This window comes from Rhizobium sp. BT04 (assembly GCF_030053135.1).
Taxonomy (GTDB): Bacteria; Pseudomonadota; Alphaproteobacteria; order Rhizobiales; family Rhizobiaceae; genus Rhizobium; species Rhizobium binxianense.
In genome coordinates, this window is record NZ_CP125652.1 from 1,922,922 (window position 1) to 1,939,667 (window position 16,746).

Genomic DNA, 16,746 nt, shown 5'->3' on the forward strand with positions numbered 1-16,746 from the left:
ACAACCCATAACGGAAAAACAGCCGGTGCGAGGGCGGCGCACCGGCTGTCTTCACTCACCGGGAGGGGACCGTGAGTACGTCCGGATAGTGGGTTGGGGGCGCGCATGTTGGGTCGATGCGATCACCATCCGGATATCGCAATAACGACGACATCAAATATTGGTTCCCCGGCGAACGAAAAAAAATCAACTTTTTTGAATCTTTTTTCGGATCCTCTTGTCCCACCCCACGCCCAGCCATTTCGCTGACCCGGTACCGCAAAAATTACTTCATTAAAACAATAGGTTATCCGAAGTCGCGGAAGGCATAGTCGTCAAAATTTTACCGTTTGATAAATTTTTAAACCTGAGTTACCTTTTCCTCACAGGCCGTTTACCAATAATGAGGGAACTTCAATGGAACGACTGGAAACCGGGATTCATGCCGGCCGGCTGTCGCCTGCCGAGTATGAGGCTAATTTTTCCGATCTTCATCCGCGCCTCGACAATCACGAAGCGCTGGTCGCCGCCGACCGCTGTTATTTCTGTTATGACGCGCCGTGCATGACGGCCTGTCCCACCTCGATCGACATTCCGCTGTTCATCCGGCAGATCTCGACCGGCAATCCGCTCGGTTCGGCAAAGACGATCTTCGATCAGAACATCCTCGGCGGCATGTGCGCCCGCGTCTGTCCCACCGAAGAACTCTGCGAACAGGCCTGCGTGCGCAACACGGCCGAAGAGCGGCCCGTCGAGATCGGCCGCCTGCAGCGTTATGCGACCGATGCCGCCATGCAGACCGGCCGGCAGTTCTACGCCAGGGCCGAACCGACCGGAAAGACGATCGCCGTCGTCGGCGCAGGGCCGGCGGGTCTTGCCGCAGCCCATCGCCTGGCCGTGAAGGGCCATTCCGTCGTCGTCTACGATGCCAGGGAAAAATCCGGCGGCCTCAACGAATACGGCATCGCCACCTATAAGACGGTCGACGATTTCGCCCAGAAGGAAGTCGACTATATCATGTCGATCGGCGGCATCGAAGTCCGGCACGGCGCTCTTCTCGGCCGCGATTTTTCGCTCTCCGATCTGCAGGCGCAGTATGACGCCGTCTTTCTCGGCATCGGCCTTGCCGGCGTCAACGCGCTGCGCATCGACGGCGAGAACCTTGCCGGCGTCGACGATGCCGTCGATTTTATCGCAGCGCTCCGCCAGGCCGAAGACAAGAGCGACATCGCCATCGGCCGCCGGGTCGTCGTCCTCGGCGGCGGCATGACGGCGATCGACGCTGCCGTGCAGGCGAAGCTGCTCGGCGCCGAGGAGGTGACGATCTGTTACCGCCGCGGCAAGGAGCAGATGAACGCCTCCGAATTCGAGCAGGATCTGGCAAGCTCCAAGGGCGTCATCATCCGCCACTGGCTGGCGCCGAAATCGATCCTGTCGCAGGACGGTAAGGTTGCCGCCATCGAGGTGGAATATACGAAGCTGCTCGAAGGCCGCCTTATCGGCACCGGCGAAACCGGCGTGATCGCCGCCGACCAGATCTTCAAGGCGATCGGCCAGAGCTTTGACGCCGCGGGCCTCGGTTCGCTGCGCATGGAATCCGGCCGTATCGCCGTCGATGTCGAAGGCCGCACGTCGCTCGACGGCGTCTGGGCCGGTGGCGACTGCGTCTTCGGCGGTGACGATCTCACGGTTTCCGCCGTCGCCCACGGTCGCGATGCGGCTGAATCCATCCATCGCACCCTGTCCGCAGCAGCCGCTCCGGCTGTCGCGGTTGCTTGAAGGGGAGAATGAACAATGGCTGATCTCCGCAATAATTTCGTCGGCATCAAATCCCCGAACCCGTTCTGGCTGGCGTCTGCGCCGCCGACCGACAAGGCCTACAACGTCGAGCGCGCCTTCAAGGCCGGCTGGGGCGGCGTGGTCTGGAAGACACTCGGCGAGGAAGGCCCGCCCGTCGTCAACGTCAATGGCCCGCGCTACGGCGCGATCTGGGGCGCCGACCGCCGCCTGCTCGGTCTGAACAACATCGAACTCATCACCGACCGCGACCTCTACACCAACCTGCGCGAAATGAAGCAGGTGAAGATGAACTGGCCGGACCGGGCGTTGATCGCCTCGATCATGGTGCCTTGTGAGGAACAGGCCTGGAAATCGATCCTGCCTCTCGTCGAAGAGACCGGCGCCGACGGCATCGAGCTCAATTTCGGCTGTCCGCACGGCATGTCGGAGCGCGGCATGGGTTCCGCCGTCGGCCAGGTGCCGGAATATATCGAAATGGTCGTGCGCTGGTGCAAGCAGTACACCCGCATGCCCGTCATCACCAAGCTGACGCCCAACATCACCGACGTCCGCCGTCCTGCGCGCGCCGCCAAGGCCGGCGGCACCGATGCCGTCTCGCTGATCAACACGATCAACTCGATCGTCTCCGTTGATCTCGACAACTTCGCCCCCAACCCGACGGTCGGCGGCAAGGGCAGCCATGGCGGTTATTGCGGCCCGGCGGTGAAACCGATCGCGCTCAACATGGTCGCCGAGATCGCCCGCGATCCCGAAACCTACGGCCTGCCGATCTCCGGCATCGGCGGCATCACCACCTGGCGGGACGCCGCCGAGTTCCTCGTTCTCGGCGCCGGCAACGTGCAGGTCTGTACAGCGGCGATGACCTACGGCTTCAAGATCGTCCAGGAAATGATCACGGGCCTTTCCGACTGGATGGATGAAAAGGGCCACAAAAGCCTCGACGACGTCACCGGCCGCGCCGTGCCCAACGTCACCGACTGGCAGTATCTCAACCTCAACTACATCGCCAAGGCGAAGATCGATCAGGACGCCTGCATCAAATGCGGTCGCTGTTACATCGCTTGCGAAGACACCTCGCATCAGGCGATCACCAACGTCGTCAATGGCTTGCGCCACTTCGAGGTGATGGACGAGGAATGCGTCGGCTGCAATCTCTGCGTCAGCGTCTGCCCGGTCGAGAACTGCATCACCATGGAGCAGCTTCCCGCCGGCACCCTCGACAAGCGCACCGGCCGCGTGGTCGACCCGAACTACGCCAACTGGACGACGCACCCGAACAACCCGATGGCCCGCCAGGCGGCGGAGTGACGGCTTTGCAACGCCGCGGATCGATCCGCGGCGTTGCGCTGAGCCTATGATGGATTTATGGCGACCATGCTGCACGATCGCAGCGTGTCCACGAAGAGGAGGCAGCCATGGCTCGCAAACACCTCACCGACCTCAGCTTTTGAGGTCACGTCGAAACGGCGTAAATCCTTCCCGTCCGAAGCCCGGGTCAAGACCGGTTCGCAAATCGTTCATGGGAACGTCGAACTGATCGAAAAACTCGGACGCAACGATCCCTGCCTTTGCGGCTCCAGGAGGCGGTTTCAAGAATTGCTGCCTGCAATCCGGCCGTTATGACGGTATCGAACGGGACTATTATTTTTAGAGACCGTGAGTGAAAGAGCCGGCGCCCTTTGCGGAAGGGCGCCGTCTCCTAACGTGGTCAGACCGGCAGTGCCGGATCACAGCTTGAAAGTCTTGACCTCGTTGCCTCGCTCGATGGTGCGGTTGGCGATGAAGCGTCCGGCTTTGGCCGCCTCCTGCCTCCCCACTTCGAGATGGCGCAACATCGCTTCAAGACGACGCAGCGCCAGAGCTTTGTTGCGATGCTGGGAGCGTTCGTCGCGCGCCGTCACCACGAGACCGGTCGGCCGATGCAGAACACGAACCGCGCTATCGGTCGTATTCTGATGCTGCCCGCCCGGTCCGCCGGCTCTCAGCGTTTCGAAACGCAGATCAGCCGGATCGATCGTCACCTCGCCGCCCTCAGTCTTGGCATCGATGCGTTGAACCGCAACGTACCAATTCTGCCGTTTGTGACCGGGACGCGCCGGGCTCTTGAAGGTGAAGCGGATCGTGCCGCAATAGTCGCTGGCGATCTGCGCCGCCCCGGAACCGTCCAGGCTGACAATCGCCGACTTCGCGCCGTGTTGATCCGGCATCGGGCCAAGACTGGCTTCGAAAGCGCAGCCCAACCCGAGCGCTTCGCGCTCGAGGATGCCGAGAAGGGCGGAGAGCGCGATACGGCACTCCACCGGGCCATTGCCCGATGTCACGAGAAGATCAATAGCGCTCATGACCGCGCCCTCCTTCCCTGCGATGATCGGGCTTGCGCCGGCGCTGTTCGACCTCCGCTTCATCGACCGCCTTCTTGAAGGTGACGAGCGGCCGCAGGCGGGCAAGCCCGACGGTCAGGCCCTCGCGCTCGAGATCGCCGATGACCTGCCCGGAATCCTTGTAGGCCGACGACGCCTCCTCGACGACCAGAGCACGGTCATCGCAGATGGCGACCCCGCCCCAGGCATTGCGCAACAGCTGTTCGCGTTCCGAGCGGTTGCGGCCGACACGCCCATGCATCGTGGCCCGGTCATATTTGCGACCGGCTCCATGGGAGATGCCGCCGAGCGAACGGCTGACGCCATCGGTCGCAACAACCACATGGCTGAGGCTCGCCCGCGATCCCGCAATCGGTGCGAGTTCGCCCGGTGCAACGGCCGCAGCGCCCTTGTAATGCACAAATCCGCGATCGCAGCGGCGAACGAGATTGTGCGGTATGTCGGCGACGAGGCTGAGATCGGCGCGAAGTGCGGCTGCGGCCCGGACTGCGATCAGCCGCCGGTTCAGCGATGCCCAGGCAACACAGCGGTCATGACTCGCAAGCCAGGCACCGCCCGCCTCCGAGCCAGGCTCGAGACCGGCGACCAGCCTCGGATGAGCCACCACCGCCTCTGAAAAGACGGCAGCGCCGAGGGCCCGCGAACCGGAATGAACCAGCAGATAGAGCCGCTGATCATCGAGACCTGCAGCGCGTCCGCCCTCGGCAAGATCTTCCACGGCCTGCAGCTCGCAAAAATGATTGCCGCCGCCGATCGTGCCCAGGGCACCGGGTACCAGATCGGCAGCCAGACCGGCTTCTACAAGCATTTCGGAAGCATCTCCGATCGCCTGCATTTCAAGCCGGCGCAGTCGTTCCGCCGCCTTGTCGATCTTCAGCTTCCGCAATGGCAGGTCGAGAGCGAAGAGCGACATGCCGCAACCAATATCGTTTCCGATCAGCAGCGGGTGCAGCCGGGACGACAACAATGCCACGCCGGTCGCACCGTATTTGCCGGGGTGCAGATCCGGAAAGGCGGCGATTTCCAAAACGCCCGGCAGGCGGGACATTTCGTCGAGCTGGTTTAAGGCGGCGCCTTCGATCCAGGCCGAACCGGAAAAGAAACGATTGATGACCGCCGGATGAGCCGCCGACGTCATCGAGGAGCTTCCGCTCCCGATAGAATTGCCCATGATAATGAACTCTGGATATGAGTGGTCTTTCATCGCTTGATACGGCGATGTTCAACCGGCATGCATCAGCTTCTTGGCTGACTTAAGCCGAAACCCTCTCGGGGCGTGCGGAGATATTCGTCATCGTGGCGCTCCCTTTCCAGAAACAATCGAGAGCGCCCTTTAGGCGAAACGAGAACTCAATGCAAGCATGAAGCGCGTTAGTTGCCGAATGACTTCCTATAACCGCTCGGGCTCGTCCCCAACCGCCTGCGGAAATGATGCCGCATCGTCGCGAGCGTGCCGAAGCCGCTGGCGACGGCGATATCGTCGAGCGAAACCGCAAGTTCCCTCTCCAGCAGATCGCGGGCATGGCGCAGCCGCTCCATCAGCAGCCATTCGCCGACGCTGAGACCCGTCGTCGCTTCGAAGCGCCGCTGGAAGGTGCGCATGCTCATGCCGGCTCTTTTGGCAAGCAGGCTGATCGGCTGCTGCTCGGAAAGGCTTTGGCGCATCCATTCAATCAACGGCCCCAGGCGGATGCCCTCACGTTCCTCGGGAACCGGCGCGTGAATGAACTGCGCCTGCCCGCCTTCGCGGTGGGGTGGCACAACGAGGCGGCGGGCGACGCTGTTTGCCGCTTCCGAACCGAAATCGCCGCGCACCACATGCAGGCAGAGGTCGATGCCGGCAGCACTGCCTGCCGCCGTCAGCAGGCTGCCCTCGTCCATGTAGAGAACGTCCGAATCGAGCGTAATGTCGGGGTAGAGCGCGGCGATCGAGGCGACATAGCGCCAATGTGTCGTCGCCCTGCGGTTGGCAAGCAGCCCCGATCCGGCAAGAACGGCAACGCCGGAGCAGAGCGACATGATGCGCGCGCCGCGCTGATGCGCTGCCCTCAGCGCTGCGGCAAGCGGTACCGGCACCGGCGCATCGATTGCCCGCCAGCCGGGCACGACGATCAGGTCCGCCTCACCAAGCACCTCCAGTCCCTTGTCGACCTCGACCGTCAGCCCTCCCGCAGCGCGAAGCGGTCCTGGTTCGATGGCGCAGACCGAGAAGCGATACCAGCCCTCACCCATCTCCGGACGCGGCAGGCCGAAGACCTCATAGGCAATGCCGAATTCGAAGGTGCAGAGCCCGTCATAGGCAAGCGCTGCGACCAGCGGTCCTTTCGTCTGCTGCGGACGTGAGTTTGGCATGATCTTTACGCTGTCGGTCATGATGGCCAATTTCGCGAAGTTTTAGCATCGGCGATACCAGACGGCAATTCCAACACTGAAAGGAAAGACCGATGCCAAGCCCCGTCGCCGAAATCCCCGCCGCCGCCGCTGATATCGCCGCTGCTCACTATGCAGCCAAGCTTGCCTTCGAGACTGATTGCTCCGATGTTCACGCAGCCTTTGCGTTGGGCAAGGTAGATTTCGTTCTGCTCGACGTGCGCTCGCCAACGCTCTTTGCACAGTCCCACGTTCCCGGTGCAATCAACCTGCCGCATGGCAAGATGACCGCGCATCGGATGTCGGCCTGGCCCGCCGACACGCTTTTCGTCGTCTATTGCGCCGGCCCGCATTGCAACGGCGCTGATAAGGCCGCACTTCGCCTCTCCCGCCTCGGCCTGTCGGTGAAACTGATGATCGGCGGCATGACCGGCTGGGCCGATGAAGGCTTCCCCTTCGATGAGGGCGTTCCCACTGCGGCCTGATCAGCCTCCCTTCTCCGCCTACAGTACTTTGAATTGCTGCATAATCTATGCAGCAGGGAGAAGGGAAATTCGCGACCGTTAGAACTCGACGACCACCTTGCCGAAAGGCCCCCGATAGAGATGATCGAGCGCCTCAGGGAATTCGTCGAAGGCATAACGCTTGTCGATCACAGGCTTCAGCCCGGTCTGGTCGATTGCCCGCACGAGGTCTTCCAGCGCACGGCGATGGCCGACGGATATGCCCTGCACAACAGGCGCCTTGAGCAACAGCGGGCCGGCCGGGCCGGAAACCTCGAACCCCTCGAACACGCCGATAACGGAAATGCGGCCATTGATCGCCACCGCCTTCAGCGCCTGGCCGAGATGCGAGCCGCCGACGATCTCAAGCACGTGATCGGCGCCATAGCCGCCGGTCAACTGATAGAGTTGCTCAACCCAGTCGCCCTCATGGCGGTTGATCGCGTGATCGGCGCCCAGCGCAACGGCGCGTCCGAGCTTCTCGGCGCTGCCTGATGTGATGGAGACCTCCGCACCATGTGCCTTGGCGATCTGCAGACCGAAGAGCGCCACACCGCCGGTGCCTTGCACCAGAACCTTATCGCCGGCCTTCAGACCGCCGCGTTCGATCAGTGCGAACCAGGCAGTCAGTCCGGCGCAGGGCAAGGTGCTCGCCTGCGCCGCATCGAGCGTGGAAGGCGCGCGTGAGTACCAGTCCTCCGACAGCACGGTATATTGGGAGAGGACGCCGGGATAGAAGCCGCCGCGTGTCTTGTAAGGTGGGGTGCGCGCATCGCCCAACCCGCGTCCGTCGATCCAGTCGGGCGAAAAGGTCGAGATGACCCGATCGCCCGGCTTGAAACGGCTGACATCGGGTCCGACCGCCTCGACGACCCCTGCCATGTCGGAAGCTGGTACGAAGGGAAATTGCAGCGGCAACCCCATGCCGCTCTCCATCACCAGCCGGTCGCGGAAATTGAGCGAGACGGCTTCCGTCCGGACCAGAACACTGTTTCCCGAAACCGGTTCGAGCCTCCGCTCGCCGATCGTCAGTTGGCGCTCCGGTCCAACCGCGTCGATCTGCCATTGCCGTGTTGTCTGCATTGTCTTGCTCCTTGTGCATTGCAGGGAGGACAAGGATATCGTTGAATATTTCGCACCAGTTACGATATTAATTCTCCAGAATGGTTCCAAAGAGGAAACAAATGGAGCAGCTGAAGGGTATCTCGATCTTTGTCGAAGCCGTCGAGGCCGGTGGCTTTTCGGCTGCTGCCGAGCGGCTCCATCTCACCCGTTCGGCGGTCGGCAAGACCATCGCACGGCTGGAACAGCGTCTCGGCGTGCGGCTTTTCAACCGTACGACCCGTATGCAGAGCCTTACCGAGGAAGGCCGCTTCTTCTACGAGCGCTGCCTGCGGGCGGTTGAGGAAATCCGCATCGGGGAAGCCATGTTGGAATCCGGCCGGCGTGACGTGCGCGGTCGATTGCGCATATCGATGCCCGTGCTTTTCGGCCGCCACTGCATCGCGCCGACCCTCGCACGCCTGCTCGATGAGCATCCGAATCTCGAACTCGACCTTTCCTTCAACGACCGTATCGTCGACCTGCTTGAGGACGGGTTCGATCTTGTCATCCGCAACGGGCCGCTGAAGGACAATCCGGATCTGATGGCCCGGGCGATCGCCCGCCAGCGCATGACCGTCTGCGCATCGCCTGCCTATCTGGAAAAACATGGCGCGCCGCAGACGGTCTTCGATATTCCGCGGCATGAAGGCATCGTCTACAGGCGAGGCGATGACGACAAGGGTTGGATATTTCCGACTGCGGCCGATCCCGGGCGGCGGCTGGTGCCAAAGGCGCGACTGCGGCTCGACGACCTCGCTTCGATTTCCGATGCGGCCGTCGCCGGGCGCGGTCTTGCCTGGCTCCCCTGCTGGCTGGTCCGCGAGGAGGTGCTGGCAGGCCGGCTCATCCAGGTGTTGAAGCAGGAACCGGCCAATGTTTTCGATGCCCATGCCGTTTGGCTGCGCTCTCCGGTCATGCTGCCGAAGGTGCGGCTCGCGATTGATACGCTCGCCGCGAGACTGCCGGCAATGATGGGCTGAACCGTTCAGCGCCGCTCGTCCAATGCGGATTGCGTCTACGAATAACGAGAAACCCATGTTAATCCCAGGCGTTTCTCTGGAAATAACCCGATGCCGCCGTATATCCGCTAGTTCGTCGTCCCTTGTGGACGCCGCATATCACTCGGAACACGGTCAGCATGTCACTTCGCAGCGCCCTCCGCACACACACTGCAGATTGCCACGCCGCGGTCGACACCCTCTTCGGCAGTTTCAACCTCTCACGCATCCAGGATTATAAGGCTTTCCTACGCGCCCATGCGCGGGTCGTACCATCAGTCGAACAGGCGCTTGAGGAAGCCGGGATCGCCCGCTTGCTGCCCGACTGGCTGGAACGAAGGCGCGCACACCTGCTCGCTGCCGACATAAGGGAACTTGACGATCGATTGCCCGTGCCTGTTCCGCAACCTGCCTTGCGCTGCGACGCAGCGGTCTGGGGTGCTGCCTATGTCCTTGAAGGCTCCAAGCTCGGCGGTGCGCTGCTCGCCAGGGCCGTACCCGATCACTTGCCCAGCAGCTATCTGAGCCCGCAAGGCCCGAAAGGAGCCATGCGGCTCTTCATGGATCGTCTTGACGGGAGCAACGTGGGCGATCCCGCCGCTGCCATCGCCGCAGCTCGCGATGTCTTCGAACTGTTCCTCAAAGCCGGGCAGCTCACGCTGGAAGCCGTCTCATGAGCGGCACGCCTGAACCCGTCGATCTCAGCAATTGCGACCGCGAGCCCATCCACCAGCTCGGCGCGGTCCAGCCTTTCGGCTTTCTGCTGGCGATATCCTCGGACTGGATCGTCACGCGCGCCTCGGCAAATTTGGTGGAGTTCCTCGGCATTACCCAGGCCGACGCGCTCGGCCGTCCCGTTACCTCGCTGATCACGCCCGAAGCGCTCCACGCAATCCGCAACAAGCTGACCACGTTACGCGGTTCCGACGTCGTCGAGCGCATTTTCGGCATTGCCCTGACATCAGGTCAGGACAGGTTCGACGTTGCCGTGCATCTGAACGAAGGGCAGGTCATCATCGAAGGCGAACGTGGGCCGGAAGACAGACACAACGCCCCGTCTCTCTCCATGCGCAGCATGATGTCCCGCCTCGACCACACGGAAACTATGGAGGCTTTCTTCCGAGAGGGCGCAAGGCAGGCACGCGCCCTCACCGGCTTCGATCGGGTCATGGTCTATCGTTTCGACGAAAGCGGTTCCGGCGAAGTCGTGGCGGAAGCCGCCCGCGCCGGTATCGGCTCATTCCTCGGGCTGCACTATCCGGCGTCCGATATTCCGGTGCAGGCGCGAGCGCTTTATCTGCGCAACCTGTTCCGCATCATTGCCGATATCAACGCCGTCCCGGTCCCGATCCTCCCCGCACTCGACGAGCACGGTCAGCCGCTCGATCTCTCCATGTCGATCCTGCGTTCGGTTTCGCCGATCCATATCGAATATCTGAAAAACATGGGCGTCGGCGCGTCGCTCTCCATATCGATCGTCGTCGACGGCAAGCTCTGGGGGCTGTTTGCCTGCCATCACTACGGCCCGCGGCTGCCTTCGGCCCAAAGCCGCTCCACCGCCGAGCTCTTCGGTCAGATGTTTGCGTCCCGGCTTGAAAGCCGCGAACGGCGCCTGGCGCTCGACTACGAGACCCAGGCGCGTCGCATCGCCGACCGGCTCCTCACCTCCGTGGCGGACAATGCCAGCCTGCTCGACGATCCGGCCTGGCTGATCGAGGCGCTCGCCGACGCCATTCCTGCCGACGGTATCGGCGTCTGGATCAACGGCCGGCTGGCCCTTGCCGGCATCGGGCCGGATGAGAGAGCTTTCGCAGTCCTCGTCCGCCATCTCAACCGCAACGCCGCCGGCCGCATCTATGCCGTCGACAGGCTCACGGAAACCTATCCGGATCTTGAGGTCGACGATGTGGTGGCCGGCATGCTCGCCATCCCGATCTCGCGTTCGCCGCGCGATTACGTCGTGCTTTTCCGTCAGGAGCTGGCGCGCACCGTCCGCTGGGCCGGCGATCCGCAAAAGCCGGTGGAATACGGTCCCAACGGGCCGCGGCTGACGCCGCGCAAGAGTTTCGAAGCCTGGTCGGAACTGGAGCGCGGTCGCTCGCTCCCCTTCACGGAGGCCGAGCGCCGGGTCGCCGAAACGATCCGCGTCACGCTGATCGAAGTGGTGCTGCGCCTGGCCGACGAGGTCAGCATGGCGCGCCAGGTGGCAAACGAGCGGCAGGAGCTGCTGATCGCCGAGCTCAACCATCGCGTCCGCAACATACTGAGCCTTATCACCGGCATCATCCGGCAATCGCAGACGACGTCGGTGAGCCTCGGCGACTACATCCGCCAGATCGAGGGCCGGGTCCAGTCGCTTGCACGCGCCCATGACCAGATCACTCGGGATCACTGGGCGCCCGCATCGTTTCGGCAATTGCTCTCGGCCGAGACTGCCGCCTATCTCGGGAAAAATGCCCAACGCATCCGGATGAACGGCGAAGACGTACTGCTAGAACCAGAGGCCTTTTCCACCGCAGCCCTCGTTTTCCATGAGTTGATGACCAACAGCGCCAAATACGGCAGCCTCTCCGGCGCCGGCAGCGGCACCGTTGAGCTCGGCTGGCACCGCGATGAGGAAGGCAGCCTGCGCATCGGCTGGCGCGAACGAAACGGCCCTGTAGTCGCCGAGCCGACGCGCCACGGATTCGGCTCGACCATCATCCGGCGCTCGATCCCCTACGACCTCGGCGGTAAGGCAGACGTCCGCTACATCGCGACCGGCCTCGAGGCGGATTTTTCCATTCCGGCTCGCTATGTGAACAGCGCCGACCCGGCAAGCGGATTGCCAAATCCGACGCCGTCGACGGTCACCGAACGCGAGCCCCTTCACGCGGACCGCCAGCCGCTCTCGGGTTTCAAAATCCTGCTGGTGGAAAACAACCTGATCATCGCCATGGATGGGGAGGACATCCTGCGCCGCCTCGGGGCTGAAGTGGCAACGGCGCCTAATGTCGCCGAGGCCATGGAAATCCTGGCCGGCCAGTCCTTCGACTTCGCGCTGCTCGATGTCAATCTCGGCGATGAAACGAGTTTCGGGATTGCCGACCGATTGGCAGCCGACGGCGTTCCCTTCGCTTTTGCCACGGGTTATGGCGAAGGCATCGCTCAGGCAAACAACCACTCCGGCGCACCCGTATTGCAGAAGCCCTATACGACCGAAGGCATAACGGATCTGCTCGCCCGGATGCAGTTTTCCAAGGGAGGATAAACAGTCAGCTTCCTCGCGGATCCGGCCGCAGCCCGCCGATGAAGAGCTGTTCGAGAAACCGCGCGGCATCCTCGAAGCGCCCTTCGCCGGAATGCTCCTGCCCTAGCACCGCGCGCACCTGGACATCGAAATCCGCATAATGCTGCGTCGTCGACCAGATTGAGAAGATCAGGTGGTAGGGATCGCATTTGGCGATCTTGCCTGCTTTCGTCCAGGCGCGGATGACCTCCGCCTTCTCGTCGACCAGTTGCTTCAGCGGACCCTTCAGCTCGTCTTCGATATGCGGCGCGCCCTGCAGCACCTCATTGGCGAAGAGCCGGCTCTCGCGCGGAAAATCGCGCGCCATCTCCAGCTTGCGCCTGATGTAGCTGCGGATTTCCTCCTCGGGATTGCCCTCGGCGTCGAAGGCGCGCAACGGCTCCAGCCAGGTGTAGAGCACCCGGTCGATCAGCGCCCGGTGCATGGCTTCCTTGGTGCGGAAATAATAGAGCAGGTTGGGTTTCGACATGCCGGCCACTTCGGCGATCTGGTCGATGGTCGAGCCGCGGAAGCCGCTTGCCGAAAACACGTCGAGCGCCGCCTCCAGGATCTGCTCTTCCTTCTCCTCCTGGATTCGCGTCCGCCTCAGGGTTTTCGCTGCTCTCGGTATGGTCACAGGCTGTTATTTCCCCTTGAAATTCAACTTCTTCGCTCAAGTTTTGGCGGGAGGCACCCCCTGCCGCCTTCTTGAGCAACTGCCCTTATTTTTATCGGCAATTTTCGTGATTTTCGTCTTGAGCCCGGCGGTGGAAGTTGTAATGTTTACCAATCGGTCAAATTATCCGCCAGATGAAAAACAAAGGCAACTGGCGATTTTCCGGCGCTCGACAAAACCAATAAGGGGGCGCAGGAAGGACCACGGGAACAGGCAGGCATGCCCCTTCGCATGACTGCCGCAAACAGGTGAGGGCATAGGAAATGGTGGCAGCACCAGGCGAGAACATGCGCGTCAATGGCGACCGTCTCTGGGACAGTCTCATGGACATGGCGAAGATCGGCCCCGGCGTGGCCGGTGGCAACAATCGCCAGACGCTGACGGATTCGGATGCGCAAGGACGCAGCCTTTTCAAGACATGGTGCGACGAAGCGGGCCTCTCCATGGGCATCGACCGCATGGGCACGATGTTCGCCACCCGCCCCGGTACCGATCCCAATGCTCTGCCCGTCTATGTCGGCTCGCATCTCGACACCCAGCCGACCGGCGGCAAATATGACGGCGTGCTGGGTGTGCTTGCAGCTCTCGAAGTCGTGCGCACCATGAACGATCTCGGCATCAAGACCAAACATCCGATCGTCGTGACCAACTGGACGAACGAGGAAGGCGCGCGTTTTGCCCCCGCCATGCTGGCCTCAGGCGTCTTCGCCGGGGTGCACAGCCTGGACTTTGCCTATAACCGCAGAGACCCCGAGGGCAATCTGTTCGGCGACGAACTGAAGCGCATCGGCTGGGTCGGCGACGAAGAGGTCGGCGCCCGCAAGATGCACGCCTATTTCGAATATCACATCGAGCAGGGGCCGATTCTCGAAGCCGAGGAAAAGCAGATCGGCGTCGTCACCCATTGCCAGGGCCTCTGGTGGCTGGAATTCACCCTGACCGGTAAGGAAGCCCATACCGGTTCGACGCCGATGAACCTGCGTGTCAATGCCGGTCTCGCCATGGCCCGCATCCTGGAAATGGTCCAGGACGTGGCGATGGGCGAACAGCCGGGCGCCGTCGGCGGCGTCGGCCAGGTATTCTTCTCGCCGAATTCGCGCAACGTCCTGCCCGGCAAGGTGGTCTTCACCGTCGACATCCGGTCGCCCGACAAAGCCAAGCTCGACCGCATGCGGGCGAGGATCGAGGCGGAAGCGCCGAAGATTACCGATGCGCTCGGTGTCGGCTGTTCCATCGAGGCGATCGGCCATTTCGAGCCGGTCACCTTCGACCCGAAACTGGTCACCTCGGTGCGCGACGCTGCCGAGCGGCTCGGCTACAGCCACATGAACATCATCTCCGGCGCCGGCCACGACGCCTGCTGGGCCGCCAAGGTCGCACCTGCAACGATGGTCATGTGCCCCTGCGTCGGCGGTCTCTCGCACAACGAGGCGGAAGAGATTTCCAAGGAATGGGCGACGGCGGGTGCCGATGTGCTGTTCCATGCGGTGGTCGAGACGGCGGAGATCGTGGTGTGATGGCGTCAGACTTGCCAACGGCTTATCTCGACTATGCCGATGCCTTTAAGTTCGGAATTCAACGAACTGCCGACGACCTCGCATGGGCCACCGCCAATGTGAGCCCAGTGAGCGAAGGACCGTGGGGCGACGTCCCTAGTGTGCAGATCTTCTACATTGGCATCAATACAGCAGGCGAGCGGATCAGGCTTCCACAAATATCGGGCTTATGGCGATACAAACCTTCTGGTGTTCAACTGGCCAATTCAGATGACCATGACCCAGATGCGCCCAACCAAACCTATTATCTCCATGGACCTGGGCCTGGCGTCGTTCGAATCGAGCTCGGCCCTTCCATGCCCGGCATACTGATCGAACGTCCCAAGGGCAGCCAACCCGTACAGTCGACCGGACTGATCGATGGCAAGGATTTCTACTTTGGCGAAAGCGATGGTTTTTGGTCCTTGTCAGTCGGCGGCACCGATGCCGTCGAGCGGCCCGACTGGTATTATGAGGAAGAGCATGACGCGCCCGATGAGTTGAGCGAGATGGACGTCTACAGCCTTATCGCCAAGGGTGCGGAACTCCTTAGAAACGGCACGCCCACGATGGCAGTGGAGCCATAAGAGCAACAAGATCGCGGGGAAAAGGAACAGCAGCCATGACCACAGTAATCAAGAACGGCACCATAGTCACGGCCGACCTCACCTACAAGGCTGACGTGAAGATCGACGGCGGCAAGATCGTCGAGATCGGCCCGAACCTCACGGGCGAAGAGACGCTGGATGCGACCGGCTGCTATGTCATGCCGGGCGGCATCGATCCGCATACCCATCTCGAAATGCCGTTCATGGGCACCTATTCCTCTGACGATTTCGAAAGCGGCACGCGCGCGGCCCTTTCCGGCGGCACGACGATGGTGGTCGATTTCGCCCTGCCCGCCCCCGGCCAGTCGCTGCTCGAGGCGCTGACCATGTGGGACAACAAATCGACCCGGGCCAATTGCGATTATTCCTTCCACATGGCGGTCACCTGGTGGAGCGAGCAGGTGTTCAAGGAGATGGAAACCATCGTCCGCGACAAGGGCATCAACACCTTCAAGCACTTCATGGCCTACAAGGGCGCGCTGATGGTCGATGACGACGAGATGTTTGCATCCTTCCAGCGCTGCGCCGAACTCGGCGCCCTGCCGCTGGTGCACGCCGAAAACGGCGACGTCGTCGCCTCGATGTCGGCAAAGCTGCTCGCCGAAGGCAATAATGGCCCCGAGGCGCATGCCTATTCTCGGCCCGCCGAGGTCGAGGGCGAAGCCACCAACCGCGCCATCATGATCGCCGATATGGCCGGCTGCCCGGTCTATATCGTCCATACCTCCTGCGAACAGGCGCACGAGGCGATCCGCCGCGCCCGCGCCAAGGGCATGCGCGTCTATGGCGAACCGCTGATCCAGCACCTGACGCTCGACGAGAGCGAATATTCCAACCCCGATTGGGATCACGCCGCCCGCCGGGTGATGTCGCCGCCCTTCCGCAGCAAGCAGCATCAGGACTCGCTTTGGGCAGGCCTTGCCTCCGGCTCGCTGCAGGTGGTCGCCACCGATCATTGCGCCTTCACCACGGCGCAGAAGCGCTTCGGCGTCGGCGATTTCACCAAGATCCCGAACGGCACCGGCGGCCTCGAAGACCGCATGCCGATGCTCTGGACGCACGGCGTCAACACCGGCCGGCTGACGATGAACGAATTCGTCGCCGTCACCTCGACCAACATCGCCAAGATCCTCAACATCTATCCGAAAAAGGGCGCGATCCTTGTCGGCGCCGATGCCGATATCGTCGTCTGGGACCCGAAACGCTCCAAGACCATCTCGTCCAAGGCCCAGCAGTCGGCGATCGACTACAACGTCTTCGAAGGCAAGGAAGTCACCGGCCTGCCGCGCTACACGCTGACGCGCGGCGTCGTCGCGATCGAGGAAAGCACCATCAAGACCCGCGAGGGCCATGGCGAGTTCGTCCGGCGCGAACCGGTGACGGCCGTCAGCAAGGCACTGTCCACCTGGAAGGAGATCACCTCTCCGCGCAAGGTGGAGCGCAGCGGCATTCCGGCAACCGGCGTATGACGATGGAGCGTAACGACACGGCCATCAACCGGGGACCGCTGCCTTGATGCCGATG

General features: G+C 62.3%; 14 protein-coding genes. 9 read left to right on the forward strand and 5 right to left on the reverse strand.

The window, feature by feature from the left end:
• The first annotated feature begins 396 nt into the window (after window positions 1-396).
• Window positions 397-1,758 (forward strand): NAD(P)-dependent oxidoreductase, encoded by a 1,362-nt coding sequence (locus QMO82_RS18040; RefSeq protein ID WP_183607834.1) that lies wholly within the window; start codon window positions 397-399, stop codon window positions 1,756-1,758.
• A gap of 15 nt (window positions 1,759-1,773) precedes the next feature.
• A complete protein-coding gene (preA, locus tag QMO82_RS18045; RefSeq protein WP_183607833.1) occupies window positions 1,774-3,087 on the forward strand; it encodes an NAD-dependent dihydropyrimidine dehydrogenase subunit PreA in 1,314 nt (437 codons plus the stop codon).
• Window positions 3,088-3,506: 419 nt separating this feature from the next.
• On the opposite strand, the gene prfH is transcribed toward preA, so the two are convergent.
• The 3 genes from prfH to ftrA all read right to left on the reverse strand — a co-directional run bounded on the left by prfH (window position 3,507) and on the right by ftrA (window position 6,533).
• Entirely contained in the window at window positions 3,507-4,121 is a 615-nt protein-coding gene (gene prfH / locus QMO82_RS18050) for a peptide chain release factor H (RefSeq protein ID WP_183607832.1), read from the reverse strand.
• A complete protein-coding gene (locus QMO82_RS18055; RefSeq protein ID WP_246718296.1) occupies window positions 4,108-5,298 on the reverse strand; it encodes an RNA ligase RtcB family protein in 1,191 nt (396 codons plus the stop codon). Before QMO82_RS18055 ends, prfH begins: the two co-directional genes overlap by 14 nt.
• Window positions 5,299-5,531: 233 nt before the next feature.
• The gene (gene ftrA / locus QMO82_RS18060) at window positions 5,532-6,533 is read right to left on the reverse strand and encodes a transcriptional regulator FtrA (RefSeq protein ID WP_183607830.1); all 1,002 of its coding nucleotides are present in this window, start codon (window positions 6,531-6,533) and stop codon (window positions 5,532-5,534) included.
• A 71-nt stretch (window positions 6,534-6,604) separates the two neighbouring features.
• On the opposite strand from ftrA, the gene QMO82_RS18065 reads away from it, so the two are divergent.
• Window positions 6,605-7,015 (forward strand): rhodanese-like domain-containing protein, encoded by a 411-nt coding sequence (locus QMO82_RS18065; protein ID WP_183607829.1) that lies wholly within the window; start codon window positions 6,605-6,607, stop codon window positions 7,013-7,015.
• 78 nt (window positions 7,016-7,093) lie between these two features.
• Here the strand turns inward: QMO82_RS18065 and QMO82_RS18070 are convergent, their stop codons facing one another.
• A complete protein-coding gene (locus tag QMO82_RS18070) occupies window positions 7,094-8,116 on the reverse strand; it encodes an NAD(P)-dependent alcohol dehydrogenase (protein WP_183607828.1) in 1,023 nt (340 codons plus the stop codon).
• 101 nt (window positions 8,117-8,217) lie between these two features.
• On the opposite strand from QMO82_RS18070, the gene QMO82_RS18075 reads away from it, so the two are divergent.
• From QMO82_RS18075 to QMO82_RS18085, 3 genes are all read left to right on the forward strand, one after another.
• The gene (locus tag QMO82_RS18075; protein ID WP_183607827.1) at window positions 8,218-9,117 is read left to right on the forward strand and encodes a LysR family transcriptional regulator; all 900 of its coding nucleotides are present in this window, start codon (window positions 8,218-8,220) and stop codon (window positions 9,115-9,117) included.
• A gap of 158 nt (window positions 9,118-9,275) precedes the next feature.
• Window positions 9,276-9,812 (forward strand): biliverdin-producing heme oxygenase, encoded by a 537-nt coding sequence (locus tag QMO82_RS18080; protein WP_183607826.1) that lies wholly within the window; start codon window positions 9,276-9,278, stop codon window positions 9,810-9,812.
• On the forward strand, window positions 9,809-12,385 hold the full coding sequence (locus tag QMO82_RS18085; protein ID WP_183607825.1) for an HWE histidine kinase domain-containing protein: 2,577 nt from the start codon (window positions 9,809-9,811) through the stop codon (window positions 12,383-12,385). Before QMO82_RS18080 ends, QMO82_RS18085 begins: the two co-directional genes overlap by 4 nt.
• Before the next feature lie 4 nt (window positions 12,386-12,389).
• Here QMO82_RS18085 and QMO82_RS18090 read toward each other — a convergent pair whose 3' ends face one another.
• The gene (locus tag QMO82_RS18090; protein ID WP_183607824.1) at window positions 12,390-13,040 is read right to left on the reverse strand and encodes a TetR family transcriptional regulator C-terminal domain-containing protein; all 651 of its coding nucleotides are present in this window, start codon (window positions 13,038-13,040) and stop codon (window positions 12,390-12,392) included.
• 302 nt (window positions 13,041-13,342) lie between these two features.
• Here QMO82_RS18090 and QMO82_RS18095 point away from each other — a divergent pair, with 302 nt between their 5' ends.
• The 3 genes from QMO82_RS18095 to hydA are packed head-to-tail and all read left to right on the forward strand — an operon-like array spanning window position 13,343 to window position 16,691.
• Window positions 13,343-14,596, forward strand: coding sequence for a Zn-dependent hydrolase (locus tag QMO82_RS18095; protein WP_183607823.1), 1,254 nt, complete (start codon window positions 13,343-13,345; stop codon window positions 14,594-14,596).
• Entirely contained in the window at window positions 14,593-15,201 is a 609-nt protein-coding gene (locus QMO82_RS18100; RefSeq protein ID WP_183610896.1) for a hypothetical protein, read from the forward strand. Before QMO82_RS18095 ends, QMO82_RS18100 begins: the two co-directional genes overlap by 4 nt.
• Before the next feature lie 35 nt (window positions 15,202-15,236).
• On the forward strand, window positions 15,237-16,691 hold the full coding sequence (gene hydA / locus QMO82_RS18105) for a dihydropyrimidinase (RefSeq protein WP_183607821.1): 1,455 nt from the start codon (window positions 15,237-15,239) through the stop codon (window positions 16,689-16,691).
• The last annotated feature ends 55 nt before the right edge of the window (window positions 16,692-16,746 follow it).

Bases quoted from the DNA above. Each gene is read 5' to 3' on its own strand.
- QMO82_RS18040 (WP_183607834.1), top strand. From the start codon at position 397: ATGGAACGACTGGAAACCGGGATTCATGCCGGCCGGCTGTCGCCTGCC.
- preA (WP_183607833.1), top strand. From the start codon at position 1,774: ATGGCTGATCTCCGCAATAATTTCGTCGGCATCAAATCCCCGAACCCG.
- prfH (WP_183607832.1), bottom strand. From the start codon at position 4,121: ATGAGCGCTATTGATCTTCTCGTGACATCGGGCAATGGCCCGGTGGAG.
- QMO82_RS18055 (WP_246718296.1), bottom strand. From the start codon at position 5,298: ATGACGTCGGCGGCTCATCCGGCGGTCATCAATCGTTTCTTTTCCGGT.
- ftrA (WP_183607830.1), bottom strand. From the start codon at position 6,533: ATGACCGACAGCGTAAAGATCATGCCAAACTCACGTCCGCAGCAGACG.
- QMO82_RS18065 (WP_183607829.1), top strand. From the start codon at position 6,605: ATGCCAAGCCCCGTCGCCGAAATCCCCGCCGCCGCCGCTGATATCGCC.
- QMO82_RS18070 (WP_183607828.1), bottom strand. From the start codon at position 8,116: ATGCAGACAACACGGCAATGGCAGATCGACGCGGTTGGACCGGAGCGC.
- QMO82_RS18075 (WP_183607827.1), top strand. From the start codon at position 8,218: ATGGAGCAGCTGAAGGGTATCTCGATCTTTGTCGAAGCCGTCGAGGCC.
- QMO82_RS18080 (WP_183607826.1), top strand. From the start codon at position 9,276: ATGTCACTTCGCAGCGCCCTCCGCACACACACTGCAGATTGCCACGCC.
- QMO82_RS18085 (WP_183607825.1), top strand. From the start codon at position 9,809: ATGAGCGGCACGCCTGAACCCGTCGATCTCAGCAATTGCGACCGCGAG.
- QMO82_RS18095 (WP_183607823.1), top strand. From the start codon at position 13,343: ATGGTGGCAGCACCAGGCGAGAACATGCGCGTCAATGGCGACCGTCTC.
- hydA (WP_183607821.1), top strand. From the start codon at position 15,237: ATGACCACAGTAATCAAGAACGGCACCATAGTCACGGCCGACCTCACC.